The organism is Sulfitobacter sp. 1A13353, assembly GCF_043557255.1.
Classification (GTDB): Bacteria; Pseudomonadota; Alphaproteobacteria; order Rhodobacterales; family Rhodobacteraceae; genus Sulfitobacter; species Sulfitobacter faviae.
Genome location: NZ_JBIFFS010000001.1, coordinates 693,444 through 717,540 on the forward strand (window position 1 = coordinate 693,444; position 24,097 = coordinate 717,540).

General features: G+C 63.2%; 29 protein-coding genes, 1 tRNA gene and 1 pseudogene. 10 read left to right on the top strand and 21 right to left on the bottom strand.

From position 1 onward, the window contains the following. Positions 1 to 165: 165 nt before the first annotated feature. A pseudogene (locus tag ACGYLO_RS03415) lies at positions 166 to 874 on the bottom strand (HAD family hydrolase). Between the two features lie 156 nt (positions 875 to 1,030). Here ACGYLO_RS03415 and clpS point away from each other — a divergent pair. From clpS to ACGYLO_RS03450, 7 genes are all read left to right on the top strand, one after another. Beyond that, positions 1,031 to 1,354, top strand: a complete 324-nt coding sequence (clpS, locus tag ACGYLO_RS03420; protein WP_067268646.1) for an ATP-dependent Clp protease adapter ClpS — start codon at positions 1,031 to 1,033, stop codon at positions 1,352 to 1,354. Positions 1,355 to 1,357: 3 nt separating this feature from the next. Beyond that, positions 1,358 to 2,350, top strand: coding sequence for a class I SAM-dependent methyltransferase (locus ACGYLO_RS03425; RefSeq protein WP_271688356.1), 993 nt, complete (start codon positions 1,358 to 1,360; stop codon positions 2,348 to 2,350). A gap of 19 nt (positions 2,351 to 2,369) precedes the next feature. After that, on the top strand, positions 2,370 to 3,170 hold the full coding sequence (locus ACGYLO_RS03430) for an SDR family NAD(P)-dependent oxidoreductase (protein WP_067268615.1): 801 nt from the start codon (positions 2,370 to 2,372) through the stop codon (positions 3,168 to 3,170). 89 nt (positions 3,171 to 3,259) lie between these two features. Beyond that, positions 3,260 to 3,336: transfer RNA gene (locus tag ACGYLO_RS03435), tRNA-Met, on the top strand. A gap of 137 nt (positions 3,337 to 3,473) precedes the next feature. After that, on the top strand, positions 3,474 to 3,905 hold the full coding sequence (locus ACGYLO_RS03440) for a thioesterase family protein (RefSeq protein WP_271688355.1): 432 nt from the start codon (positions 3,474 to 3,476) through the stop codon (positions 3,903 to 3,905). Between the two features lie 75 nt (positions 3,906 to 3,980). Then, entirely contained in the window at positions 3,981 to 4,949 is a 969-nt protein-coding gene (locus ACGYLO_RS03445) for a Gfo/Idh/MocA family protein (protein ID WP_276154334.1), read from the top strand. After that, the gene (locus ACGYLO_RS03450) at positions 4,946 to 5,881 is read left to right on the top strand and encodes an acetamidase/formamidase family protein (protein ID WP_271688353.1); all 936 of its coding nucleotides are present in this window, start codon (positions 4,946 to 4,948) and stop codon (positions 5,879 to 5,881) included. The genes ACGYLO_RS03445 and ACGYLO_RS03450 overlap by 4 nt, the downstream gene beginning before the upstream one ends. A 68-nt stretch (positions 5,882 to 5,949) precedes the next feature. Here ACGYLO_RS03450 and ACGYLO_RS03455 read toward each other — a convergent pair whose 3' ends face one another. The 7 genes from ACGYLO_RS03455 to hmgA all read right to left on the bottom strand — a co-directional run bounded on the left by ACGYLO_RS03455 (position 5,950) and on the right by hmgA (position 13,557). Beyond that, complete coding sequence (locus tag ACGYLO_RS03455) at positions 5,950 to 7,629, bottom strand: ABC transporter substrate-binding protein (RefSeq protein WP_271688352.1); 1,680 nt, start codon at positions 7,627 to 7,629, stop codon at positions 5,950 to 5,952. Positions 7,630 to 7,864: 235 nt separating this feature from the next. After that, on the bottom strand, positions 7,865 to 8,053 hold the full coding sequence (locus ACGYLO_RS03460) for a DUF2783 domain-containing protein (protein ID WP_271688351.1): 189 nt from the start codon (positions 8,051 to 8,053) through the stop codon (positions 7,865 to 7,867). After that, positions 8,050 to 9,657, bottom strand: a complete 1,608-nt coding sequence (locus ACGYLO_RS03465) for an FAD-dependent oxidoreductase (protein WP_271688350.1) — start codon at positions 9,655 to 9,657, stop codon at positions 8,050 to 8,052. Before ACGYLO_RS03465 ends, ACGYLO_RS03460 begins: the two co-directional genes overlap by 4 nt. A 10-nt stretch (positions 9,658 to 9,667) precedes the next feature. Then, complete coding sequence (locus tag ACGYLO_RS03470; RefSeq protein WP_271688349.1) at positions 9,668 to 9,922, bottom strand: hypothetical protein; 255 nt, start codon at positions 9,920 to 9,922, stop codon at positions 9,668 to 9,670. Then, positions 9,922 to 10,872, bottom strand: a complete 951-nt coding sequence (locus ACGYLO_RS03475) for an MBL fold metallo-hydrolase (RefSeq protein WP_271688348.1) — start codon at positions 10,870 to 10,872, stop codon at positions 9,922 to 9,924. The genes ACGYLO_RS03470 and ACGYLO_RS03475 overlap by 1 nt, the downstream gene beginning before the upstream one ends. A 46-nt stretch (positions 10,873 to 10,918) precedes the next feature. After that, positions 10,919 to 12,172 (bottom strand): fumarylacetoacetase, encoded by a 1,254-nt coding sequence (gene fahA, locus ACGYLO_RS03480; RefSeq protein WP_271688347.1) that lies wholly within the window; start codon positions 12,170 to 12,172, stop codon positions 10,919 to 10,921. Between the two features lie 23 nt (positions 12,173 to 12,195). Further along, the gene (gene hmgA / locus ACGYLO_RS03485) at positions 12,196 to 13,557 is read right to left on the bottom strand and encodes a homogentisate 1,2-dioxygenase (RefSeq protein ID WP_394374283.1); all 1,362 of its coding nucleotides are present in this window, start codon (positions 13,555 to 13,557) and stop codon (positions 12,196 to 12,198) included. Positions 13,558 to 13,623: 66 nt separating this feature from the next. On the opposite strand from hmgA, the gene ACGYLO_RS03490 reads away from it, so the two are divergent. Then, on the top strand, positions 13,624 to 14,073 hold the full coding sequence (locus ACGYLO_RS03490) for a MarR family winged helix-turn-helix transcriptional regulator (protein ID WP_067268636.1): 450 nt from the start codon (positions 13,624 to 13,626) through the stop codon (positions 14,071 to 14,073). 26 nt (positions 14,074 to 14,099) lie between these two features. Then, positions 14,100 to 14,984, top strand: coding sequence for a DMT family transporter (locus tag ACGYLO_RS03495; protein WP_271688346.1), 885 nt, complete (start codon positions 14,100 to 14,102; stop codon positions 14,982 to 14,984). Between the two features lie 2 nt (positions 14,985 to 14,986). Here the strand turns inward: ACGYLO_RS03495 and ACGYLO_RS03500 are convergent, their stop codons facing one another. Continuing rightward, positions 14,987 to 15,796, bottom strand: a complete 810-nt coding sequence (locus ACGYLO_RS03500) for a division plane positioning ATPase MipZ (protein ID WP_271688345.1) — start codon at positions 15,794 to 15,796, stop codon at positions 14,987 to 14,989. Between the two features lie 235 nt (positions 15,797 to 16,031). On the opposite strand from ACGYLO_RS03500, the gene ACGYLO_RS03505 reads away from it, so the two are divergent. Continuing rightward, positions 16,032 to 16,706 carry a hypothetical protein gene (locus ACGYLO_RS03505; RefSeq protein ID WP_209216530.1) on the top strand — a complete coding sequence of 225 codons (675 nt, stop codon included), beginning with the start codon at positions 16,032 to 16,034 and terminating at the stop codon, positions 16,704 to 16,706. Positions 16,707 to 16,892: 186 nt separating this feature from the next. On the opposite strand, the gene rpmE is transcribed toward ACGYLO_RS03505, so the two are convergent. The 12 genes from rpmE to ACGYLO_RS03565 form a co-directional block, all read right to left on the bottom strand. Next, positions 16,893 to 17,114 (bottom strand): 50S ribosomal protein L31, encoded by a 222-nt coding sequence (gene rpmE / locus ACGYLO_RS03510; RefSeq protein ID WP_271688344.1) that lies wholly within the window; start codon positions 17,112 to 17,114, stop codon positions 16,893 to 16,895. An 11-nt stretch (positions 17,115 to 17,125) separates the two neighbouring features. Then, a complete protein-coding gene (gene rplS / locus ACGYLO_RS03515; protein WP_067262249.1) occupies positions 17,126 to 17,509 on the bottom strand; it encodes a 50S ribosomal protein L19 in 384 nt (127 codons plus the stop codon). Between the two features lie 272 nt (positions 17,510 to 17,781). Next, entirely contained in the window at positions 17,782 to 17,943 is a 162-nt protein-coding gene (locus ACGYLO_RS03520; protein WP_082849512.1) for a DUF1328 family protein, read from the bottom strand. Positions 17,944 to 18,012: 69 nt separating this feature from the next. Continuing rightward, a complete protein-coding gene (gene trmD, locus ACGYLO_RS03525) occupies positions 18,013 to 18,801 on the bottom strand; it encodes a tRNA (guanosine(37)-N1)-methyltransferase TrmD (protein ID WP_271688343.1) in 789 nt (262 codons plus the stop codon). Further along, positions 18,798 to 19,589 carry a hypothetical protein gene (locus ACGYLO_RS03530; RefSeq protein WP_271688342.1) on the bottom strand — a complete coding sequence of 264 codons (792 nt, stop codon included), beginning with the start codon at positions 19,587 to 19,589 and terminating at the stop codon, positions 18,798 to 18,800. Before ACGYLO_RS03530 ends, trmD begins: the two co-directional genes overlap by 4 nt. A gap of 15 nt (positions 19,590 to 19,604) precedes the next feature. Next, positions 19,605 to 20,132 (bottom strand): ribosome maturation factor RimM, encoded by a 528-nt coding sequence (gene rimM / locus ACGYLO_RS03535; protein ID WP_271688341.1) that lies wholly within the window; start codon positions 20,130 to 20,132, stop codon positions 19,605 to 19,607. Then, positions 20,129 to 20,278 (bottom strand): hypothetical protein, encoded by a 150-nt coding sequence (locus ACGYLO_RS03540; protein ID WP_169306052.1) that lies wholly within the window; start codon positions 20,276 to 20,278, stop codon positions 20,129 to 20,131. Before ACGYLO_RS03540 ends, rimM begins: the two co-directional genes overlap by 4 nt. After that, the gene (gene bluB / locus ACGYLO_RS03545) at positions 20,278 to 20,907 is read right to left on the bottom strand and encodes a 5,6-dimethylbenzimidazole synthase (RefSeq protein ID WP_271688340.1); all 630 of its coding nucleotides are present in this window, start codon (positions 20,905 to 20,907) and stop codon (positions 20,278 to 20,280) included. Before bluB ends, ACGYLO_RS03540 begins: the two co-directional genes overlap by 1 nt. A gap of 16 nt (positions 20,908 to 20,923) precedes the next feature. After that, positions 20,924 to 21,310, bottom strand: a complete 387-nt coding sequence (gene rpsP / locus ACGYLO_RS03550) for a 30S ribosomal protein S16 (protein ID WP_067262240.1) — start codon at positions 21,308 to 21,310, stop codon at positions 20,924 to 20,926. Between the two features lie 43 nt (positions 21,311 to 21,353). Continuing rightward, positions 21,354 to 21,662, bottom strand: coding sequence for a chorismate mutase (locus ACGYLO_RS03555; protein WP_067262239.1), 309 nt, complete (start codon positions 21,660 to 21,662; stop codon positions 21,354 to 21,356). Beyond that, positions 21,659 to 23,170 (bottom strand): signal recognition particle protein, encoded by a 1,512-nt coding sequence (gene ffh / locus ACGYLO_RS03560; protein WP_271688339.1) that lies wholly within the window; start codon positions 23,168 to 23,170, stop codon positions 21,659 to 21,661. The genes ACGYLO_RS03555 and ffh overlap by 4 nt, the downstream gene beginning before the upstream one ends. 270 nt (positions 23,171 to 23,440) lie before the next feature. After that, positions 23,441 to 24,025, bottom strand: coding sequence for an FMN-dependent NADH-azoreductase (locus tag ACGYLO_RS03565; RefSeq protein WP_067262237.1), 585 nt, complete (start codon positions 24,023 to 24,025; stop codon positions 23,441 to 23,443). Positions 24,026 to 24,097: the final 72 nt, after the last annotated feature.

Sequence of the window (24,097 nt, forward strand, 5' to 3'; positions counted from 1 at the left end):
GAATCCAGTGAACAGGGGAAAAAGGGGCGGATCTCTCCTCCAATATGTAGAGGCTTGCGCACATCAACCCACTATAAGCGCGAATAAGGCAAGAATTGGGCGGAAATTGGCCGGCAGTGCGGCATTTTCGGCGATGTGTCAGAACGACTCAGGCGCGGGGCCGAGTCACCCCGACACGATCTTTTTCACTGTCTCCGGGAGGCCTGAGAGGTCGCTGATCTGGGCAAAACGGGGGGGAATTGGTTGGCGCTTCGGCATGTTCCATTGCCCATGTGAGGTCGTGAGGCACATAGACGCCCCAGCCGCCTGCCGCGATCATCGGGCGCACGTCGGAGGCCATCGAGTTGCCAACCATCAGCCCCCGTTCGGCACCTTGGCCATGCTGCTCAAAAATGTGGCGATAGGCGGTTTCGGTCTTGTGAGAGACGATTTCGACCGCGTCGAACCTATCGCGCAGGCCCGATTGGGCCAGTTTGCGCTCTTGGTCCAGCAGGTCGCCTTTGGTCACCACGATGAGCCGGTAGTCGCCGCGTAGGTTTTCCAGCACGTCTTCGACATGGGGCAGCAATTCGATGGGATGGTCCAGCATGTCACGCCCGGCGGCGAGCAGATCGTTGATCACCTCGGCGGGGACTTTGCCCTCGGTTACCTCGATCGCGGTCTCGATCATCGACAGGGTGAAGCCTTTGATCCCATAGCCGTAATGCGGCAGATTCCGCCGTTCGGCCTCCAGCAGCCGGGCCATCAGGTGGTCGCGTTCACTATGTTCGGCGAGAAGGGCTGCAAAACGGTCGTGAGAGAGTGCAAAGTAGCGTTCATTATGCCACAATGTGTCATCCGCATCGAAACCGATGGTGGTGAGTGCCCCGCCCATATGTGCTGCCTCTTTCCTAAATTGGTTCAGGGGTTATATAGACGGCTGCACGACGAACAAGCTCTACCCCCAGCCGCAGGAGCAGCAATGCACCGTGACGACGTGAAAGCAGATTGGACGATCCAGCCCGCAGGCCGGTCCGCGCCGGGCGCGTGGATGATGGCCGACGGCCCCAAGGATGACGACGACAGCGAGTTGCTGACCAAGACCCGCCCCAAGACCAAACGCCCGCCGCTCTACAAGGTGATGTTGCTGAACGACGATTTCACCCCGATGGAATTCGTGGTGCATGTCTTGGAGCGTTTCTTTGGCCTGAACCACGCGCAGGCGTTCGAGATCATGTTGACGGTTCACAAGAAGGGGCTGGCCGTGGTTGGCGTCTTTAGCCACGAGATCGCGGAGACGAAAGTGGCGCAGGTGATGGATTTTGCCCGGCGTCACCAGCATCCGCTGCAATGCACCATGGAAAAAGAAGAATAACACGTGATTGATCCGCGACTGGAACTGGCCCTGAACGGCGGTGGGCTAGACCTGCCCGAAACTGGGGTGATCGCTGTCTTTCAGCCCCCCGTGGATGCGGATTTGGCCGGTCTTCCGCCTGAGCGTTGCAAGATCATTCACGATTTCAAACCTGCCTATGACGCGTGGACGGCGCGGGGCTATGAGGCGGCGCATTCGATCGAGGGGCGCTATGCTGCGGCCATCGTCTGTCTTCCGCGTGCCAAACATGAGGCCCGCGCCTTGGTCGCCCAAGCTTGCGCCGTAAGCGATGGGCCGGTGGTGGTCGATGGGCAAAAGACCGATGGCGCGGATTCCATCCTGCGCGAGATGCGGGCGCGGGTGACGGTGCAGGGGCCGATCTCCAAGGCGCATGGCAAGCTTTACTGGATCGACGCGGGCGCGAGCGATTTTTTCACCGATTGGGAGGCTGGTCCGGCCCAGACCGAAGGCGGCTTTTGGACCGCGCCGGGGGTGTTCTCTGCCGATGGGGTCGATCTGGCCTCGGCGCTTTTGGTGGATGTGCTGCCTGATAACCTCGGGGCTGAAGTGGCCGATCTGGGGGCGGGCTGGGGGTTCCTTTCGGCGCATATCCTGACGCGGCCCAAGGTGAAGACGGTGCATTTGGTCGAGGCCGGGCATATGGCGCTGGAATGCGCGCGCCATAACGTGACCGACGACCGCGCCGTGTTCCATTGGGAGGATGCCACCGAATGGCAGCCCCCGCACCGGATGGATACCGTGGTGATGAACCCGCCTTTCCACACAGGCCGCGCCGCTGAGCCGCAGATCGGTCAGGCCTTTGTCGCCGCGGCCGCGCGGATCCTTTCGGGGCAGGGCGATCTGTGGATGGTGGCCAACCGGCATCTGCCCTATGAGGCGGAACTGAAGAAACGCTTTGCTCAGGTGGCCGAGCTTGGAGGCGATGCGCGGTTCAAACTGTTCCACGCCACACGCCCGCTGACCCGGCGCCGCTGAGCCAAAAGGGGGTATCCCGATGTCATTCTCGATCTCTGGTAAAACAGCCATCATCACCGGCGCGGCGGACGGGATCGGCCTTGCCATCGCGCGGCATCTGGCCGACCGGGGCGCCAATGTGATGTGCGCCGATTCCAACGAGAAAAAGCTGATGGAAGAGCTGGGCGACACGCCGGACGACGGCAATATCCGCGTCTTTGCCGGTGATCTGCGTCAGCGGCTGACCATCGCCAACCTCGTCTCGGCCACGATCGACGCCTATGATCAGGTCGATATCCTCGTGAATGCCTCGCGGCAGGTGATGCCGACCGATCCGCTGGATGTGGAAGACGGCTCGGTCGAGACGCTGTTGCAGCAAAACCTGATGACGGCGCTGCAATTGTCGCAGCAGGTGGCGCGGCGGATGATCAAACAGGCCGAGGGCCAGACGGAGGGGCAGGTGGGGTCGATCATCAACCTCAGCTCTATCGCGGCACAGCGCCACCAGCCGGATATGATGGGCTACGCCATCGCCTCGGCGGCGGTGCAGCAGATGACCCGCTCTCTGGCGCTGGTGCTGGCGCCGCATCGGATACGGGTGAATGCGATCTCTTTCGGTTCGGTGATGAGCGCGTCCCTGCGCGCTGCCGTGGCCGAAAACCGCGACTGGCGCGACGACATCCGCGCGCATACGCCGCTTGGCCGGATCGCCGGGCCGAACGAGCTTTGCGAGGCGGTGCAATTCCTCGCCGCTGAAAGTTCGGGCTTCATGACGGGCGAGATCATGACCATCGACGGCGGGCGCACGCTGCTCGATGTGGTCTCGGCCCCCGCGCATTGAGGGCGGGCAGCAGTTTTCTGCGGCAAAAGTGAAATCATCCAGATTTCGCCCTTGACCCCAATGCCAAGCTGCCTTATCCGACGCGCCACGGCGTTATAGCTCAGTTGGTTAGAGCGAACGACTCATAATCGTTAGGTCCCTGGTTCAAATCCAGGTAACGCCACCATTATCCCCCCTTTGTTTCAGATGAACATCCGGCGTCTGCGCTGCTGCGTGTGCTCCGCGCTTGGGTTGCGCATGGGGCTGGAAGGGATAGAAGATAGCCCATGCCCCGCGCGGGTTTGAGCAGATGAAAGCAGCCTTATGACCACGGATAACTTCGTTCACGAGATCAATGTCACTTGGGGCGATTGTGACCCGGCGCAGATCGCCTATACCGCGCGGCTGCCCTATTTCGCGCTGGATGCGATCAACGCGTGGTGGGAGGCCCATTTCGACGGTGACGGCTGGTTCCAGCTTCAGATCGACCGCAATATCGGCACGCCTTTCGTCAACCTGTCGATGGATTTCCGCAGCCCGGTCACCCCGCGGCACAAGCTGATGTGCGAAACCTATCCGACCCGGCTTGGCAACAAATCCATCACCTTCGGCATGAAGGCGCGGCAGAACGGGGTGCTCTGTTTCGAAGGGTCTTTCACCTGCGTCTTTACCATCGCGGATGTGTTCAAAAGCCAATCCGCGCCCGAAGAACTGGCTCGTGTGATCAAACCTTTGGTCCGCGCCGACCTCGCCTGAGGCAATTGCGCCGCGCGCAGTTGAAGTTCCCCCGATTGCAGCGTCTTATCGCGCAGCACATTGAGGGAGACGAAGATGACGATCAGGACTGCGGTAATCGGATTAGGGATCATGGGGCGGCGCATGGCCGAGAACATGGTGCTGCACCCTGACTTCACGGTCACCACCATGTGGGATCCCGACCCCGCCGCCTGTGCCGCCGCGCAAGAGGCCGCGCCGGAGGCGGTTGTCTCCGCCACGGCGTCCGAGGCGATGGCCGATGTCGATCTCGTCTATCTCGCCTGCCCCCCGGTGCCGCGCAAAGCCTATGCGCTTGAGGCCGCGGCGGCGGGTAAGGCGATCTTCCTCGAAAAACCGCTTGGCGTGGACATTGCCGAGAGCCGCGCCTTGGTGGCCGAGTTGCAGGCCGCGGGCGTTCCGGCGGCGGTCAACTTTACCCAAGCGGCGGGGGCGGCGCTGACCGATCTGACGCGGTCGATCGAAGAGGGCGCGCTTGGCGATCTTTGCGGCATCGACATCATCGTGACCTATCCGGCATGGCCCCGCGCGTGGCAGGTGGATGCCGATTGGCTGCGCTTTGCCGCTGAGGGGGGCATGACGCGCGAGGTGATCTCGCATTTCCTGTTCTTGAGCGAGCGGGTGTTGGGGCCACTGACCCTGCAATGGGCTCATGCGGAATACCCTGACGACAAGCTCTGCGAGACCCATGTTGCGGCGCGGCTGGTCAATGCCGAGGGCTTGCCGGTTTCGATCCTCGGTTCTGTCGGCGGCGCGCAGCCGGACCGGCAGGAGGTGACGGTGAAAGGCGCGAAGGCCAGCCGTCGCATCTCGGAATTCTCTATCGACACCGTCTCGACCGGGGAGGATTTCGCGCCGACCAGCGACGTCCCCGCCGACACCCGGGCGACCAGCCTTAAGGCGCAACTCGATGATATGGCGCTGCTGATGGCGGGCAAGACCAGCCGTCTGGCGACACCAGAGGAAGCGCTGCGGGTGCAAGAACTGATCGAAGGCATCTTGGCCAACCGGGGGGTGCAGTCATGACCGCCACGCTGCAATCTTCGCCCGAGACCTGCCATTGGGGCTATTTCGAGGCCAGCCGCCCGCCTGCGCTGACCATCCAAAGCGGCGAAGAGGTGATAATCAACACCGTCTCTGGCGCGCCCAATTGCCTGCCGCCCGAGGGCTTCCACGTCCCACCCGAACTCTACGACATCCACAAGGCAGGCCCGCCGCCGATGCCGGGCCATATCCTGACCGGGCCGGTCGCCGTCGAAGGTGCGATGCCCGGCGATGTGCTGAAGGTCGAAATCCTCGATGTCGCGCTGCGGCAGGACTGGGGGTATAACTTCATCCGCCCCTTGGCGGGCACGCTGCCGCAGGATTTCCCCGAGACCTATCACAGCAACATCCCGCTGGATGCAGAGCGGGGCGTCGCCCGGCTGCCTTGGGGGCTGGAACTGCCCTTGGCCCCGTTCTTTGGCGTGATGGCCGTGGCGCCGCCGCCCGAATGGGGCCGGATCGCCACCATCGAGCCGCGCAAACATGGGGGCAATCTGGACAACAAGGAACTGGGGGCGGGCAGCACGCTTTACCTGCCGGTCTTCAACGAAGGGGCGCTGTTTTCCTGCGGGGACGGGCATGGCGCGCAGGGCGATGGGGAGGTCTGCGTCACGGCGATTGAGACGGCACTACAGGGGCGTTTCCGTCTGACCGTGTTGAAGGACCGCACAGTCAGCTATCCGCAGGCCGAAACGCCGAGCCATGTGATTACCATGGGCATGGCCCCCGACCTCGACCGCTGCGCGGAGATGGCCCTGCGCGACATGATCGCATTGGTGTCTGCACGCGCGGGGATCAGCCGCGAGGATGCCTATGTGCTCTGTTCGCTGGCCGGTGATCTGCGGATCACCCAGACGGTGAACCGTGAGAAGGGCGTGCATATGATGATGGCGAAAGAGTTGATCGGCGGTTAACGCCGGTGCCGCGCAAAGAAAAAGGGCCGCATCGCTGCGGCCCTTTCGCGTGTCTAGCTAGCGGCAGATCATTCTTCCGCCCAAGCCATCCGCGCCGGGTGATATTCGAACCCGATGTGATGCGCGGCACCCACCAGCCCCTCGCGGGTGTGGTTGTAGAGCGAGCGCCAGTAGGGCTGGATCGTGACGCCATCGTCTTGCAGCATCTTCTCACCCTTGGCCATGATCTCGCGGCGCGCTTCGACATCCGCCGTGGCCAGCGCCTCTGACAGCAGGGCGTCGAACTCGGGGCTGGCATAGCCGAACTCGTTCCACGCCTCGCCCGAGCGATAGGCCAGCGCCCAGATCTGCACGCCCAGAGGCCGCGCGTTCCAGTTGGTGGAGGAGAAGGGATATTTCACCCAGTCGTTCCAGAAGGTGGAGCCGGGCAGGATGGTGCGTTTGACCTTGATGCCCGCGTCACGCAGCTGGGCTGCCACGGCATCGGTGGTGTCTTTGCGCCATGCATCGTCGATCGAGAAGAGTTCATGCTCGTAATCTGCCATGCCCGCCTCTTCCATCAGCGCGCGGGCGGCTTCAGGGTCGGTCTTGGGCGGCTCGACTTCAGCGTATTCGGGATGCATCGGGCCGACGTGGTGGTTCTCGGCGACGAGGCCGCGCCCGGCGTAGCCGAGTTCCAGCAGCACGGCATTGTCGACCGCGAGTTGCAGCGCGTTGCGCACGCGCTTGTCTTCATAGGGTTTCATGCCGTCGACTTCGGCCAGTTGGTTGGGGCGGATCACGATGGTCGCCGCTGTGGCGATTTCATTCTCGACCCAGCCGTCCAGCGTGCTCATCACGTCGATATATTCGCCTTCCATGGAGTAGAAAGCGTCAACCTCTTCGGCCTCGGCTGCGGCGATCCATGCGGAAGGATCAGTGCCGTAGTCGATATATTCCAAACGGTCGATATAGGGCCCGCCGAAGACCTCAGTGCCCCACCATGTGTGATCGGGGTTCTTCACCAGCACGCTTTTGACGCCAACTTCGAGCGACTCGGGCAGGTAGGGGCCGGTGCCTTTCGGGTTTTCGAGCATTGTGTCGGGGTCGAACCCTTCGGGCGTGATCGCGGCGGGGTAGTCGGCCATGCCGGGGATCAGCGTGATGTCGGATTTGGGCAGCGTGAGCTTGACGGTGTGGTCGTCCACCACCTCGATCGCGCCTTCGATGGCCTTGCCGGTTTCCTCATCCACCAGTGTGGCGAAACGGCCCGCCATGGAGTTGCCTTCGAGCGACTTGTCGCACCAGCCTTCGATGTTGCGCGCCACGTCCTGCGCGGTGAAGGCGGTGCCGTCGTTCCATGTCACGCCCTTGCGGACGTTCAGCGTGTATTCGGTGGCGTCGTCGTTAATCTCCCAACTTTCCAGCAGGCCGGGGGTGAAGGTGCCGTCATTCTCCCAGATGGCGAGGTATTCCAGCCAGCCGCGGCTGAAGTTGGCGATCTGCGACCAGTCAAAGGTGCGCGGGTCTTTCAGGGCACGCACCTCCATCTGCATCCGCACGGTGCCGCCTTCCTTGAGGTTGGCATGGGCCGCCGCACGCGCAGGCGCGGCCATGCCAAGCATCCCGTAGGCTGTGGCGGACGTGGCCCCGAAGGCGCTCGCAATCGCCAGAAACTCGCGTCTGCTGACGGGGTCTTTCTTGGCGTTCTCGGCTGATGTCAGCACGGATTGCGGCAGCGGTTTTCCGGTGCGTGTCAAAAATTCCATGATTTTCCTCTCTGTTGGTGCGTTGGCCGGGCCATCGCGGATCCCCACTTTTCACGGTGGGGCAGGTGATGCAGTTGACCTGCTTTTGTCGCCTCTTGAGGTGGGCGCGGGGTGTTTAGTCTGCCGATCAGGCGCGTTGCGTCAAGCCTGTCGCGGGAAGTTGAGCAGCAAGCTAGCGCAGGAAACCGGCCCGGCAAGCGCGGGCATGGGGGAAAAGTGCTGTGAGGCTGGCGGGTTAGGCCAGATCGCGCGCGGCTTTGAAAAGCGCCGCAAGCCGGGCCGGGACGCCGAGTTCATTGGCCAGGATCAGAACCAATCGGGCGTTGAGGGCGTGGCTTTCCGCCTCGCTCAGCCCTTCGTGGGCGGCCATGAGGGCGGCATAGACGCTGTCGCCCTCGGCGCCGAGGTTGTCTTCAAGGATCATGCGGTGGCTCCTTTCGCACGGTCATAGGCGCGGGCAATCGCGGCGCTGTCGGGCTGGTCGAAGACGGCGCAAACATGGCCATCGGGGCGCAGCAGATAGAGGAATCCGCTGCCATAGCGCCGCTGCGCGTGGTCGTCCTTACCTTGGAAACAGGGGTAAGCATCATGGGATTGATCGATACCGATCCGGGCAAGGCCGGGAAGGTCGGGGGCGGTGATCTCGCCCACGGCGAGGAGGGCGAACTGGCCCTGAACCGCACCCAACAGCCAGCAATCCCCCGCAGGCCCGACCAACGGCGCGTCGATCAATGCGCTGCCGGGGCGCAGGGGTGCGTCGCCTGCGGTTTGCAGCGGGCTATGGGCCAGCGTGCAGGGCTGCGACAGCCGGCCGGAGTTGATCAGTTTGCGCGCGAAAGGGTGCTTTGCTGCGAGGGTTAGCACCTCGTTGCGAAACAGGGTCTCGATGGGGGATTTCGGCGTCATGAAATTGGTCGCGCGGGCGGAGTTGCGCATGTTCTCATCCGCGCCATGGCCGCGTTCGAAGTCATAGCTCTCAATCAGGCTTGGCGGCGCATCGCCCTGCACCACAGCGGCCAGTTTCCAGCCAAGGTTGTCGACATCCTGCACCCCGCCATTGCCGCCCCGCGCCCCGAAGGGGCTGACCACATGGGCGCTGTCGCCGACAAAGACGACGCGGTCATGCACGAACCTCTCCAGTCGTGCGCAGCGGAACTTATAGACGCTCATCCAATCCAGCCGGAACGGCGCGTCGCCGAGCATCTGCTTCAGCCGCGGCACGACCTTCTCTTCGGTCGCCTCGGCCTTCGGGTCGGTCTCTGGCCCCAGTTGCAGGTCGATGCGGTAGATGTTGTCGGGCTGTTTGTGCAGCAGGGCGGATTGGCCGTTGTGAAAGGGTGGGGCGAACCAGAACCACCGCTCGGGCGTGTCATGGTCGCCGAAGGGGGAGGTCTCCATCTCTACATCGGCAATGAGGAAGTGTTCGTCGAAGGTCTGCCCCTCGAAGGGCAGGTTCATCCGTTTGCGCGTGGCCGAGCCTGCGCCATCGCAGGCGATGTACCAGTCGGTCTCAAGCCGGTAGGGGCCATCCGGCGTCTCGATCGTCAGCTCAACATGGTCGGCGTGGCCCTTGTGATCGGTGACCTTATTGAGAAAGCGCAGGTCGATTTGGTCGGGGAACTCCTGCGCGCGTGCAATGAGATATTCTTCGACGTAATATTGCTGAAGGTTCACGAATGCCGGGTATTTATGCCCCGGTTCCGGCAGCAGGTCGAAGTTATAGACCTCCTGTTCCCCGTGAAACTGACGGCCCACTTTCCATGTCACGCCCTTTTCCAGAATCCGCTCGCCGATGCCGAGCCTGTCGAAAATCTCCAGCGTCCGTTTCGCCCAGCAAATCGCGCGCGAGCCGAGGGAGACGACGTTGTTGTCATCCAACACGACCGATCTGACCCCGCGCAGGGCCAAGTCCACGGCCATCGACAGGCCGATAGGGCCAGCGCCTACGATCACCACCGGGTGCCGCGGCTCGGGCGCGGTCAGGCCGGGTGGGGGGCTGTAGGGGAAGGGGGTGTAGGCATAGGCCATGGCGGTATCCTCAGAGAAAGGCGCGCAAGAGCAGCAGGGCCAGCAAGGCCAGCGACACCAGCGCCACCCGGCGGCGCGCACCGCGGTATTCGGGCGCGCCCAGCATCTTTGACCAAACCTGCGCTGCATCGCGCAGCCCGGCGTAGGGCTGCCCGCTGCGGCGCGCCGCATGGCGGCGGTGCTCCATCACCAGCGCGAAGACCAGATAGAACCAGAGCGCCAGCGCCAAGACGATCAGGGCAGGAAGAAGCGCGGGCAGGGACATCAGTCCGACAGCGCCTCCCACATCTCTTTGTCGCGCGCCGCCGTCCAGATGCGCGGCGTGTCGATGTCCAGCGCCTCGTCATAGGCGCGGGCGACGTTGAAGGGCAGGCAGTGCTCATAGATCGCATAGTCGCCGAACTTGGGGTCGCATTCGGCGCGCACGGCGTCCCAAGCCTCTTTCAAGGTGCCGCCACGCAGGGCCACGCGGGCCGCCGGGCGGTAGGTGGAGCGCACGAAGTCGGCGGTGCTGTCAATCGCGGCATTGACCATCTCGCGCCCCACCAGCGCGTCGCCCCGGCCCGGCGCGATGGCGTCGAGGTCGAAGGCGCGGAGGCGTTCCAGCGTCTCGGGCCAGTCGTGGAAATGCCCGTCGCCGCAGTAGCAGGCGGAGTGATATTCCACGATGTCACCGGTGAACATTACGTTCTGATCGGGCACATAGACCACCGCGTCACCCGCCGTATGGGCGCGACCCAGTTGCATGATATCGACCCGGCGTTTGCCGAGGTAGACGCTCATCCGCCCGTTGAAGGTGGTGGTGGGCCAGGTCAGCCCGGGGATGCTCTCATGGCCTTCGAAGAGGCGGGGGAAACGCTCGAATTCGCTGTCCCAATCCTCTTGCCCGCGCTCGGCGACCATGGCGCGGGCCTTCTCAGACATGATGATCTGCGGCGCGCCAAAGGCGGAGGCCCCGAGCACGCGCACGGCGTGGTAATGGGTCAGCACCAGATGGCTGATCGGCTTGTCGGTGACCGAGCGGACGCATTCGATGACCTTATTCGCCAGTCGCGGTGTCGCCTGTGCTTCGATGATCATCACGCTGTCGTCGCCGATGATCACACCAGAGTTCGGGTCTCCCTCGGCGGTGAAGGCGTAGAGGCCCTCGCCCACCTCGGTAAAAGAGATCTCTTTCTCGGTCATGTCGCCTTGTGATGCGAATTGCTTGGCCATGTGTTGTCCTTCTGTCTTGCTTCGCCAGCGCGGTTACGCGGCCTGTTCAGGAAAAGTCGATTGCCGGGCGGATCTTGCCGGTGCAGGCGCCGAAACCCACGCGGAAGCCGTCGCCCTGCGCGTGGCCGGTGAGGGTCAGCGTATCGCCGTCTTCGACAAAGCTTCGGGTGCTGCCGTCTGTGAGGGTGATCGGCTCTTTGCCGCCCCATGACAGTTCCAGCAGCGACCCGCGCTCCGATTTTTCGGGGCCGGAGATCGTGCCGGAGCCGAGCAGATCGCCCGCGTTCATCGCGCAGCCGGAGGAGGCGTGATGCGTCAACTGCTGGGCGGCGGAGTAATACATCTCGCGGTAGTTGGTGCGGGCGATCTCCTCGGCCTCGCCGCCCTCGGGCTGGAGCGTCACGGAAAGGTCGATATCATAGAGACCCGGTTTGCTTTCGCGCAGGTAGGGCAGCAAGTCTTTCTCACGCTCTGGCGTCGAAGTGCGGAACGGCTCAAGCGCGTCACGGGTCACGATCCACGGGGATATTGACGTGGCGAAGGCCTTGGCCTGAAACGGGCCGAGCGGCTGGTATTCCCACGCCTGAATGTCCCGCGCTGACCAGTCGTTGAGCAGGACATAGCCAAAGATCATCTCGTCCGCCTCAGTGATACTGACGGGCTGGCCCATCTCGGTCGAGGTGCCGACGATCGCGCCCATCTCCAACTCGATATCGAGTTTCTGGCAGGGGCCGAAATGCGGCGTTTCGGCCTCGGGGGCTTTCAACTGGCCATTGGGCCGCGTGATCTCAGTCCCCGAGACGACGACGGTGGAAGCGCGGCCATTATAGCCGATGGGGATGTGCAGCCAATTCGGCGGCAGCGCATTTTCGGCCCCGCGAAACATGGTGCCGACATTCGTGGCGTGATGTTTGCCCGCGTAGAAATCGGTATATTCGGAAACCATCATCGGCATGTGCAGCTGCGCGGCCTCCATCGGCACGAGATGGGGCGCCACAGCCGCCTGATCGGGCGCATCGGCGCTGAGGAGTTCGATCAACCGGGAGCGCAAGGAAGCCCAAGCCGTAGGGCCAAGGTCCATCACATCGTTCCAATAGGGCACATCGAACACCGGCTCTTCAGCGAGGGTGATCAGCCCCTCTTCCTCCAGCGCGGCCATGTCGAGGATCTGATCGCCAATCGCCACGCCGCAGCGCGCCTCTAGCTGATTGGTCGAAAAGACGCCGTAGGGCAGGTTGTTCAGCGGGAAATCGGTGGTGGCCGAATTGGCGCTTTCCACCCAAGAGGTCATCAGGGTCATATTGGTCCTTTCGCGGACAGCGGTCACCTCTTGCCCGGGGTGCCGTCGAATTTCTTCTCAAGGCTCTCCCAGCAGTCGATGTAATCGTCCTGCAACGGCGCTTCCTTGGCGGCGAATTCGGTCAGATGCTGCGGAAAGCGGGTCTCGAACATGAAGGACATCGTGTTGTCGAGCTTATGGGGTGCCAACTCGGCATTCGACGCGCCCTCGAAGGCGTTCCGGTCCGGCCCATGCGGCAGCATCATATTGTGCAGGCTCATGCCCCCGGGAACGAAGCCCTTGGGCTTGGCGTCGTACTGGCCGTGGATATTGCCCATCAGCTCGGACATGATGTTCTTGTGATACCATGGCGGACGGAAGGTATCCTCGGCCACCATCCAGCGGTCGCGGAACAGCACGAAGTCGATATTGGCAGTGCCCTCGACGCCCGAGGGGGCGGTCAGCACGGTAAAGATCGACGGGTCTGGGTGGTCGAACAGCACCGCGCCCACGGGGCAATAGGTGTTCAGGTCGTATTTCACCGGCGCGTAATTGCCATGCCATGCCACCACGTCGAGCGGCGAATGCCCGATCTTGGTCTCATGGAACTGGCCGCACCATTTGATGATGACGGTGGAGGGCACCTCGCGGTCCTCGAAAGCCGCCACGGGGGTTTTGAAATCACGCGGGTTCGCCATGCAGTTGGCGCCGATCGGGCCGCGCGCGGGCAGGTGGAACTTCTGGCCGTAGTTCTCGCAGACAAAGCCGCGCGCGGGGCCGTCCAGCACCTCGACCCGGTAGACCAGCCCGCGCGGGATGATGGCGATCTCCTGCGGGGCGATATCCATAACGCCCAACTCGGTGCAAAAGCGCAAGCAGCCCTCCTGCGGGACGATCAAAAGCTCGCTGTCGGCAGAGTAGAAATAGCTGTCCACCATGCTCTCGGTCACCAGATAGATATGGCTCGCCATGCCGACTTGGGTGTTCACATCCCCCGCCGTGGTCATCGTGCGCATGCCGGTCAGCCAAGTCAGCGGCGTGTCGGAATGCGGCACCGGATCCCAACGGTATTGGCCAAGGCTGGTCACATCCTGCGGCTGATGCGGCGCGGACTTCCAATAGGGCAGGTCGATCCGCGTGTAGCGCGACGAATGTTTGACCGAGGGCCGGATGCGGTAGCACCATGTACGCTCGTTCTGATGAGAGGGCGCGGTAAAAGCCGTGCCGGAAAGCTGTTCGCCATAGAGGCCGTAGTTGCATTTCTGCGGGGAGTTCATGCCCTGCGGTAGGGCGCCGGGCAGGGCTTCGGTTTCGAAATCATTGCCGAATCCCGGCATATAGCCCGGATGCGTGCCCGATGTGGTGGCCGCGGTTGTCATCGTCGATGGCTTGGACTGGCTGGTCATCTGTGCCCCCTTGCAGAATCTGTTACAAGCGTAATAGTTGGATTTGTAACTAACAAGCGGCGCAGCATGGCGGACGGTGACTTTCAGCTTCAGTATTTCCTGCCCTACCTGCTGAACCAAGCGGCGGAGGCGTCATCGCTTGAGTTTCAGCAGATCTACAAAAGCCGCTATGGCATGCTGCGCACCGAATGGCGGGTCTTGTTCCACCTCGGCCTCTACGGGCAACTCACGGCAAGCGAGATCGGACAGCGCGCGCGGATGCATAAGACCAAGATCAGCCGTGCCGTGCACCGCCTGACCGAGCGGCGCTTCGTCACCCGCAGCCGCGATCCAGAGGATCGGCGGGTGGAGCATCTGTCGCTGACGCGGCAGGGCCAAGCGGCCTATGACGATCTGCGCGCCGTGGCGCAGCGCTACAATGCCGCGCTGATGGATGCGCTCGACCCTGCCGAGGCGGCGGTGCTGCGGCGGGCGCTGCTCAAGCTGTCGGATGTGGGGCAGGGGGGCTTTACTTAGCCCGTAGAAACCGCCACCGATGGCGCATGACCGATCAGACCAAAGGCCTCTTGCTCACCTTTCTTGGGGTGATGTGCATCGTTCCCGAAGCGCTTTTCGTGCGCGTCATCGACGCGCCTATGCTGACGCTTGCCTTTTGGAAGGTGACCCTCGTGGGCATGGCGATTGGCGCGGGCCTGCTGCTGGCCCAAGGCACCGCCCCCTTCCGCGCCCTCAGCCGCGCCGGATGGGCGAGCGCCATCTACATCGGCGGCGTGGCCTGCGCCGGAGTCGGCTTCGTGCTGGCCGTGCGCCTGACCTCGGTCGCGAATGTGGTCTTCATCCTCGCCTCGCTGCCGGTCTTTGCCGCGATCTATAGCCGGGTCTTTCTGGGCGAGCCGATCAGCCGGCGCATGTTCTTTACCATCGCGGCGGTGCTCGCTGGCTTGGCCGTGATCGCCTTCGGCTCGGGCGAGACCGAGAATGCCTCGCGCGCGGGCGATCTGCTGGCCTTGTCGATCTCGGCCATCTTCGCCGGAGCGCTGACAGCGGCGCGCCATGCGCGCGCAGTGTCGATGGTGCCCGCGGTCGCATTGGCCTATCTGCTGGCCGGGGCGGTGCTGCTCCCCGTGGCGCGGCCGCTGCACATGCCCACCGCAGAACTGCCGCAGATGCTGCTCTACGCGGCGTTCATGGCTGCCAGCGCCGGGCTCATCGCCCTTGGCCCGCGCTATATCTCAAGCGCCGAAGTGGGCCTGCTCGTTTTGTTGGAATCTGTGCTGGCGCCGCTGCTGGTCTGGGCGGTGCTGGGCGAAGACCCCGGGATCTATGCGCTGATCGGCGGGGGGATCGTCGTGGGCGCGCTGTTTCTGTCGAACCTCATCGCCCTGTCGCGCCGCCGCCGGGTCGTGCCCCCGCTGCCGCGCCACTAGGATCAAAAGTCGGGGCTGACGCCCGGCAACTCCAACGCCTTGATCAGCTCACGCAACTCCTGCCGCGCGGCGATGTTCGAGATATTGAGCTGTTTCACCCCGATATCCTTGAGGTCCAGCAAGGTCAGACCACGCGGGAAAAGCTCCCGAAAGATCACCCGCTCATTGAACCCCGGCGCGGTGCGGAAACCGATCCGTTTACTGAGGTTGTTGATCGCGCGCTCCATCTTCTCCTTGTTGACCATGCGCTGCGCGCCCAAACGGTTGCGCACCACGATCCAATCAATCGCCGACAACCCGGCCTGCGCCCTGAGCTGCCGCGCGTTCCAAACCATCTCGGAATAGACGGAGGGGCCGGTGATCTTTTCGCCATTGGCGTCGATATGGGCCAAAAGATCAAAGTCGATGAAACTGTCGTTCAGCGGCGTGATCAATGTGTCCGCCAGCGAATGGGCCACCTGACTGAGCCGCGTGTGCGATCCGGGGCAGTCGATCAGAATGAAATCATTGTCCGGCTCCAGCGCGGCCACGGCGGCGCTCAGGCGATGGTCATACATGTTCTCGCCGGGGCGCAGGCTGCTGGCCTCTACATCCGGCAATTCGCAAAGCGTCGGACTGGCCAGCGTCAGGCCGGACTCGCGCATGAAGGCACGGCGGTTCTCGATATAGCGCCCAAAGGTCCGTTGCCGCAGGTCGAGGTCCAGCCCGCTGACCTTATGGCCAAGCCGCGCCAGCGCCGTCGCCACATGCATGGAAACGGTTGATTTGCCCGCGCCGCCTTTTTCGTTACCGACGACGATGATATGCGCCATACTGCTGTCCCTTCGCGCCTGCCCTTCAAGGCAGGATATTGTTGAGCCGCACTATATGTAGGGTTCACGCCTTTGGAAAGTGGCGAGGCCGCTTGTTCAGCCCGACCGTGGCAGCCCTGCCGCGTTTGGACATCGCTGACATTCGCGCTATTTTCACCGCTTAAGGCACCGTGTAACACCGCGCCTTACCGCGCGCTCGCGCACCCCAACGAACCGCTCAAGCAAGGTCTCCCCCATGCCAGATCACCACCCCACCACATCGAAACAGACAACAGTCCGCGGCGTGCTGCCGTCTCTGGGCATGGTGATCGCGGAATTCGCGCTGGTTTGCCTGCTGGTGGCGCTGGTGCCGGTGACGGTCTACCTCGATACGGCCGTTCTGGGCGAGGGCGTCACCGAAGACTCGCTGACCGAACATATGCACAACACCCTGCTGGCCATCGCGGCTGGGATTTTCATGATGGGCGCTTATCAACATGTGGGCATGCGGGGGTATCTCACGCTGGCGGCCACGCTCTTCGCTTGCATGTTCCTGCGCGAATATGACGCCGCGCTCGACCGTATCCAACACGGGTTCTGGATTTACCCCGCCCTTGTGACACTGGCAGTGGGCAGCTTCATCGCATGGCGCAATCGCGGCACCACGCTGCTGCCCATGCTGCACCACCTACAAACCCGCTCCGCCACCTTCGTCTATATCGGCGTGGTGCTGCTGCTCTTCTTCTCGCGGATTTTCGGCACCGGCGCCCTGTGGGAGGCCGTCATGGGCGCAGCCTATGACCCGCAAATCAAAACCACCGTCCAAGAGGGCACGGAACTGCTCGCCTATCTGCTGATCGCCTATGGCGCGGTGCTGTCCCACCTGCACGGCTACGGCGCCCAAGCCGCCCTACAAGAACGCCGCCTCTAACCCGGCCTCCCCCATGCGCGCCGGCCCCCACCGGCACGCACACCCCCTTAACTTCATCCTTTTAAAAATACCTCCACACCGCTTGCCGCACGCACCCGGCCTAGGCCCCATCCACTGCCCCATCCCCCAAACGCAAAAGGCGCGACCCCGAGGGGCCGCGCCTTTATCTCGCAATTTCTGTAAGGCTTAGAAGCCCAGACCTGCGTATTTGTTCTTGAACTTCGACACGCGGCCGCCGGTGTCCATGATGCGGCCAGTGCCGCCGGTCCAGGCAGGGTGCACGGAGGGGTCGATGTCGAGCGACAGATGGTCGCCTTCTTTGCCCCATGTCGATTTCATTTCCACAACGGTGCCGTCGGTCATCTTGACGTTGATGATGTGGTATTCGGGATGTGTATCGGTTTTCATCGACCAGTCCTTTATGCGTTCGCGCCGGAAAGCGGCTTGTAGTGGACGTTTTCGGCGATCCGTGCGGATTTGCCGCGACGGCTGCGCAGGTAGTACAGCTTTGCACGACGGACGCGGCCGCGGCGCACGACGGTGATGCTGTCGATGTTGGTCGAATGCAGCGGGAACACACGCTCCACGCCTTCGCCAAAGGAAATCTTGCGCACGGTGAAGGACCCGGCGATGCCGTGGCCGTTCTTGCGCGAAATGCAGACGCCTTCGTAGTTCTGCACACGGGTGCGGGTGCCTTCGGTGACTTTAAAGCCAACACGAACGGTATCACCGGCACGGAAGTCGGGGATCTCTTTCCCCAGTTCGGCGACTTGTTCCGCCTCGATTTCTGCGATCAGGTTCATCTGACCATTCTCCTATGATGTTCGCGGTATTCCACGAAATTATGTCGCGACCCAGAGCTTCGGGTTCTATCGGGCAGCGCTGCAATCGTTTCCGATCAAGGGCCCCCGCCGGAGGTATCATCGTCATTACTTAGTTTCTTGCGTAAAACGCAAAGCACCGGAGCCGCCAAAGCGATTCCGGATGCGCGGGGTATAGGGGGCAAAAGCGATAGGATCAAGGGGGCTGTGGCCACCTTGATCCCCAGTGTTTCAGACCTCTGCGGGCGGGCGCGTCAGGCCAGTGCGATCACGCCCAAGACAACGAGCAGGAACAGCACCAGCACGATGCCGATCAGCACTTTCGCCCCGGTCATCGCGGCACCCGATACGCGGCCAAAGCCCAAGAGGGCAGCAACGGCGGCGACGATCAACAGAATAAGAATAAGTTCAAGCATTTGGATTCTCCCTCCGATATGGGAGATCAACGCGCCGCGCGGGGGCGGGTTCCGTATCGGGGCGCGGGCTCAGTCCTTGCTCTCGAACGCAGCCCACATGTCGGGGCGGCGTTTGCGGGTCAGCTCTTCGGCCTGCGCCTGCCGCCATTTCGCAATCTCGCCGTGGTTGCCCGACATCAAAACGGGCGGAATCTCGCGCCCTTCCCATTCGGCGGGGCGGGTATATTGCGGATGTTCCAGCAGGCCCGAGGCGTGGCTTTCCTCTTCGATGCTCTCGGCATTGCCCAGCACGCCGGGCAAGAGGCGCACAGTGGCGTCGATCATCGCTTGGGCGGCCAGCTCGCCCCCCGTCATGACAAAATCGCCCAGGCTGACCTCGGTGATGCCGAAATGCTCGATCACCCGCTCGTCGACCCCCTCGAATCGCCCGCAGAGCATTGTCACCCCCGCGCAGCTTGCCAGATCGCGCGCCATGGCCTGATCGAACCGCCGCCCGCGCGGCGACATGTAAAGGATCGGCCAGCGCCCATGGGCGTGGCTTTGCGCGCGCGCCAGCGCCGGGCCGACCACATCGGCGCGCATGACCATGCCCGCCCCGCCGCCTGCGGGGGTGTCATCGACATTGCGGTGCTTGCCGATGCCAAAGTCGCGCAGGTCATGGGTGTGCAATTGCCAACGCCCTTCATGCAGCGCCTTTCCGGTCAGGCTGGCCCCCAGCACACCGGGGAAGAGGTCGGGAAACAGCGTGACGATCCTTGCCTGCCAGACATCCGAATAATCCGGTGCATCTTGCATCAAGGCGCGGGGTTTGAGGCTGGGCCGTGCGCTTTGACGTCCGTGAGAGCGGGTGGGTTTCATGCGGTTCCTGCCTGTTGCAATAGGGCGGTCTTGGCGCGGCGGCGCGCCTCGGGGTCATCGGCGTGTTGGCGGTTGGCGTCAAGCAGAGCCTGCAAAAGTTCCGCAGGCAAACGCTGGTTCTCGGGCGGGGGCACGGTCATCTGCGCCAAGACCTCAGGCGGCAATGCGCAAAGGTCCAAGAGCGGCGTCGCGGGTCCAAGCGGCAGGTCACGGCAGGCCTCCAGCCGCGCGTGATGCACCGGGCAGGGCAGACGCCGGGCCATCGTTTCGGCCACCGCATCCAAATCTGCCGCTGGGGCGTAGCGGGATGTGAACTGTGCAAGGTCGAGCGTCATGGAGGAGGCTTTGACATGCTCCCAATAGGCCGAAGTGATCCAATCCGCCGGATCGCGGGTCGAGAGGTAGACCATGACCTCCGCCCGGGGGAAACGGCGGCGCAGGCTGTGGGTAAAGGTCTCCAGCAACACGGGCGCGGCGCTGTAATCGGCCAGAGCGCCCCGCCCGGGCATGTGACCGGCCAGTTCCTCGGCCGAGAGGACCAGCGTCCGGCGCGGCATCCGGGGTAGGGCATCGAGAAGGGCGTCGAAGCGGTATTCGGCCTTGAGCAGCGTGAGCGGGTCGCGCCATGTGGAATAGCCGCGCGCGGCATGCAGCAGCTCTTTCATCTGCCAGCGCAGGCGCAGGGCAACATGGGGCTTCAGCAGGGCGCGGTTGGCGCGCAGGGTGGCTTGAACGGAACTGGTCCCGGTCTTGTGAAAGCCGGGATGCAGGATGATCCGGCGGGGCATCATCCGGCTCCGGTCTCAGCCATCCTTGCCCTCGGGCAGCACGCCCAAAGGCGGGTCGGCGATGATCCGGCCCGAGGCAAGGTCGACCGTCGGCACGGCGGCTTTGGTGAAGGGCAGGAAGGTGGTGGCCGAGGTACCTGCAAGTTGCAGTTCCAACAGATCGTCCGCCCCGTGGTTCTGCACCGTTTTAACGCGCCCCAGCAACACGCCGCCGGTGTCATAGACCTCAAGCCCGATGAGATCGGCGTGGTAGAATTCGTCATCCGGCAGGCCCGGCAATTGATCCCGCGCGGCAAAGAGCGAGACACCGCGCAGATCGTCGGCCTCTTCCTTGGTGGTGATTTCGGCGATGCGCGCGGCAAAGCCGTTTTTGACCGGGTGCAGCAAGGCAAGGGTGAACTGGCGGCTGCCGTCCTCGGTGCTCAGCGGGCGGTAGTTTTCGATGTCTTCGGGCACGGCGCAGTAGCTTTTCACCCGCACTTCGCCGCGCACGCCATAGGCGCCCGCGATGGCACCGACGCAGATCAAGTCTTGGTCACTCATTGCAACAACTCCGAATTCACGCAGATCGTCCCGGTCCATTCACCGGCCCCGGCTTTGCATTCATCCTGCATTAACTGCCGATCATAGCGGATGCCAAGGACAAAGCCGAGCACGAGCACGGACAGAAGGAACAGTAGCTTTCTCATTAGCGGGTCTCGACCTTAAGGCGGGGGGCGCGGGTCTCCCAACCCTTGGTTTCCAGTTCCGGCGTCAGGCTGTTTTCCTCGGGCCAGCCCATGCAAAGATAGGCCACCAGCGACCAATCCTCTGGCACCGCAAGGTCACGGTTCAGCTTTGCCGGGTCGAGCACCGAGACCCAGCCTAGCCCGAGGCCATGGGCGCGGGCGGTGAGCCATAGGTGGGTGATCGCCCCCACCACCGAATAGCGCCGCATCTCGGGCATGGTGCCCGCGCCGAGACCGCTTCCCTTTTTGGTGCTTTCATCACAGTAGATCGCCAATTGCTCGGGCGCGTCACTCATGCCCGAAAGCTTGAGCCCTGCATAGCGCTCGGCCTTCTCGCCGTCGTATCCGGCAAGGGCGCGGGCATTGGCTGTCTGGAAATTCTCAAGCGCGGCTTGGCGCGCGGTGTCGGACGTCACGCGGATGATCCGCCATGGTTCCGACAGGCCCACAGAAGGGGCGAGGGTAAAGCTGTCGAGGCAGGTTTGCACCAGTGCCTCGTTCAGCGGGTCTGTGCGAAAGCGGCGCACGTCGCGCCGCCATCGCATCAGGTCGTGCAGCCCGGCACGGAAGTCATCAGAGAATGTATCCATGCCGGGCGCTCGAAGCTTATTCTGCGGAAGCTTCTTCGGCAGGGGCGTTGGCAGCTTCGGCAGCGGCAGCGGCCTTGTCGGCTTTCTCCTGCGCGCGCTCTTGGGCTTTCTTGCCCGGTGCGCCCTTCTTGGGGTTGTTACGCTCGGTCTTTTCGCGGATGCCAGCGGCTTCCAGCATGCGAACGACGCGCTCGGTCGGCTGGGCGCCTTTGGCGATCCATTCCTGAACCTTTTCAACGTCCATTTTCACGCGGTCTTCGCTGTCTTTCGGCAGCAGCGGGTTGTAGGTGCCCAGCTTCTCGATGAAGCGGCCATCGCGCGGCATGCGGCTGTCGGCGGCCACGATGCGGTAGAAGGGGCGCTTTTTGGAACCGCCGCGGGCGAGACGAATTTTCATTGCCATGGTGTTTAATCCTTTAGGTTGGTTGGGGGGACGGGAGGCCGTCCTATTCTTGGTGGGTTTTGTGGTGCCGAATGACTTCGGCGATGATGAAGTTCAAGAACTTCTTGGCGAAGACGGGGTCGAGGTCCGCCGCTTCCGCCAAATCTTCGAGCCGCTCGATCTGGGCCGCTTCGCGGGCCGGATCGGAGGGGGGAAGGTCGTGCGTGGCCTTGAGTTTCCCCACGGCCTGCGTGTGTTTGAACCGCTCGCCCAGCGTATAGACGAGGATCGCGTCGAGCCGGTCGATCGAGGCGCGGTGCTCTTTCAACAGCTCGGCGGCGCGGGCGGCGGTATCCGTGAGGGGCTCGGTCATTTCTTCTTCCCGAAACCGCTGAGGCCGCCGGGCAGGCCCATGCCGCCGCCGAGGCCACCGCCCATGCCACCCAGACCGCCGGGCAGCTTGCCGCCCATTTGCTTGGCCGCCGCTTCCAGCGCCTTGGGGTCCATCTGGGAGGGGTCCATGCCGCCGGGCATGCCGCCCTTGCCCATCATGCCCTTCATGGCCTGCTTGAGCATACCGCCTTTGCCCATCTTTTTCATCATGTCGGACATCTGGCGGTGCATCTTCATCAGCTTGTTAAGGTCAGAAACCTCCATGCCGGCACCCTTGGCGATCCGCTTCTTGCGGCTGGCCTGAAGCAGAGCAGGGTTGGCGCGCTCTTTTTTGGTCATGGACTGGATCAGGGCGATCTGCTGCTTGAGGATCTTGTCGTCGAAACCGGCGTCTTCGACCTGTTTCGCCATTTTCCCCATGCCGGGCATCATGCCCATCATGCCCTGCATGCCGCCCATCTTGATCATCTGCTCAAGCTGCATCTTTAGGTCGTTCATGTTGAACTGACCCTTGGCCATGCGCTTCATCATCTTCTCGGCCTGTTCGGCCTCAATGGTTTCCTGCGCCTTCTCGACCAGCGCCACAATGTCGCCCATGCCGAGGATGCGGCCCGCGATACGCTCGGGCTCGAAGGTCTCCAGCGCGTCCATCTTTTCGCCCAGACCAACGAATTTGATCGGCTTGCCGGTCACGGCCCGCATCGAGAGCGCAGCACCGCCACGGCCATCGCCGTCCATCCGGGTCAGCACGACGCCGGAGATGCCGATACGCTCGTCAAAGTTCTCAGCCGTGTGCACGGCATCCTGACCGGTCAGGCCGTCGACGACCAGCAATGTTTCACGTGGATTGGCCACGTCGCGCACGGCTTCGACTTGGCTCATCAACTCTTCGTCGATGGACAGGCGGCCCGCGGTGTCGAGCATATAGACGTCATAACCGCCCAAACCCGCCTGCGTTTTAGCGCGTTTGGCGATCTGCACCGGGCTTTCGCCCTTGACGATCGGCAGTGTGTCGACGCCGATCTGCGTGCCGAGGATCGCCAATTGCTCCATCGCCGCGGGGCGGTTCACGTCGAGCGAGGCCATCAGCACGCGCTTGCCGTCGCGGTCTTTCATGCGCTTGGCGAGTTTCGCGGTGGTGGTGGTCTTACCGCCGCCCTGCAAACCGACCATCAGGATCGGCGCGGGCGGGCTGTCGATCTTGAGCGAACCGGGTTCGCCTTCGCCTTTCAGCACATCGATCAGCGCGTCATGGACAATCTTGACGACCTGCTGGCCCGGCGTCACCGATTTGGTCACCGCTTGGCCCGTGGCCTTTTCCTGCACCGTTTTGACGAATTCACGCGCCACGGGCAACGAAACGTCCGCTTCCAACAGGGCGACGCGCACTTCGCGCAGGGCGGTCTTGACGTCCTCGTCGCTGAGCGCGCCTTGTTTGGTCAGGCGGTCAAAGACACCAGAGAGCCGTTCGCTTAGATTTTCAAACATGGGCACAGGGCCTTTCGGGTCGGTTGCACTTGCCCCTATTTAAGGACGCGCGCGAAAATGCACAAACGCCCCAGTGGGCGCAACGCGCTGACTGGGGGCGATCCCGACGACAGGCCGGGACCGGAAGGCAATGCTTCCGGAGATCGGTTGGCGTTTACGCGCTGCGGGGGTGCGAGTCAAGCCGCGTGGGGTGGCTGGCGAAAGGCCGCCATGCAAAAGCCGCGCCCCCGGTGTGGAGACGCGGCTGATTTGGAGGAGAGGGCGGGGCGCTTAGGCCGCGTCGCGCAGCGCGTCGATCTGCGCATGGGCGCGGGCGATGGTGCCTTCGGCGTCCACGGCCAACTGGTCCGCTGCGACGAAGGTCACATCGGTGATGCCCAGAAAGCCCAGCACGAAGCGTAGGTAGCCGCTGGCGAAATCGGCGGCGGAATCGATGCCCGTGCCGCCCGACGCAAAGGCGACGATGACGCGTTTGTCCTCCAGCAGCCCTTGGGGGCCGTCTTCGGTGTAGCGGAAGGTCACGCCGACGCGGGCGATCAGGTCAATCCATGCTTTCAGCGAGGCGGGAATGGTGAAGTTGTAGATGGGCGCGCTGATCACGATCGTATCGGCGGCCTGCACTTCAGCGACCAGCGCGTCGGAGAGGGCGAGGGCTTCTTGATCCAGCTCGGTGCGCTCTTCGGCGGGTTTCACCCGGGCGCTGGCCCATGTCGAATCGATCAGCGGCAGGGGTTCGCTGGCGATGTCACGGGTGACGACGTCGCTGTCGCCCAGGGTTGCGATGATCCGGTCCGTCAGTTGGCGGGTGACGGAGTTTTCGCGGTTCACCGAGGTTTCAATGCGCAATGTGGCCATGGTGTTGATCCTTGTTCCAAGGGTAAATCTGATGGCGTGGAATTGGCCATTGTGCTCGCGAACGCAACTGCC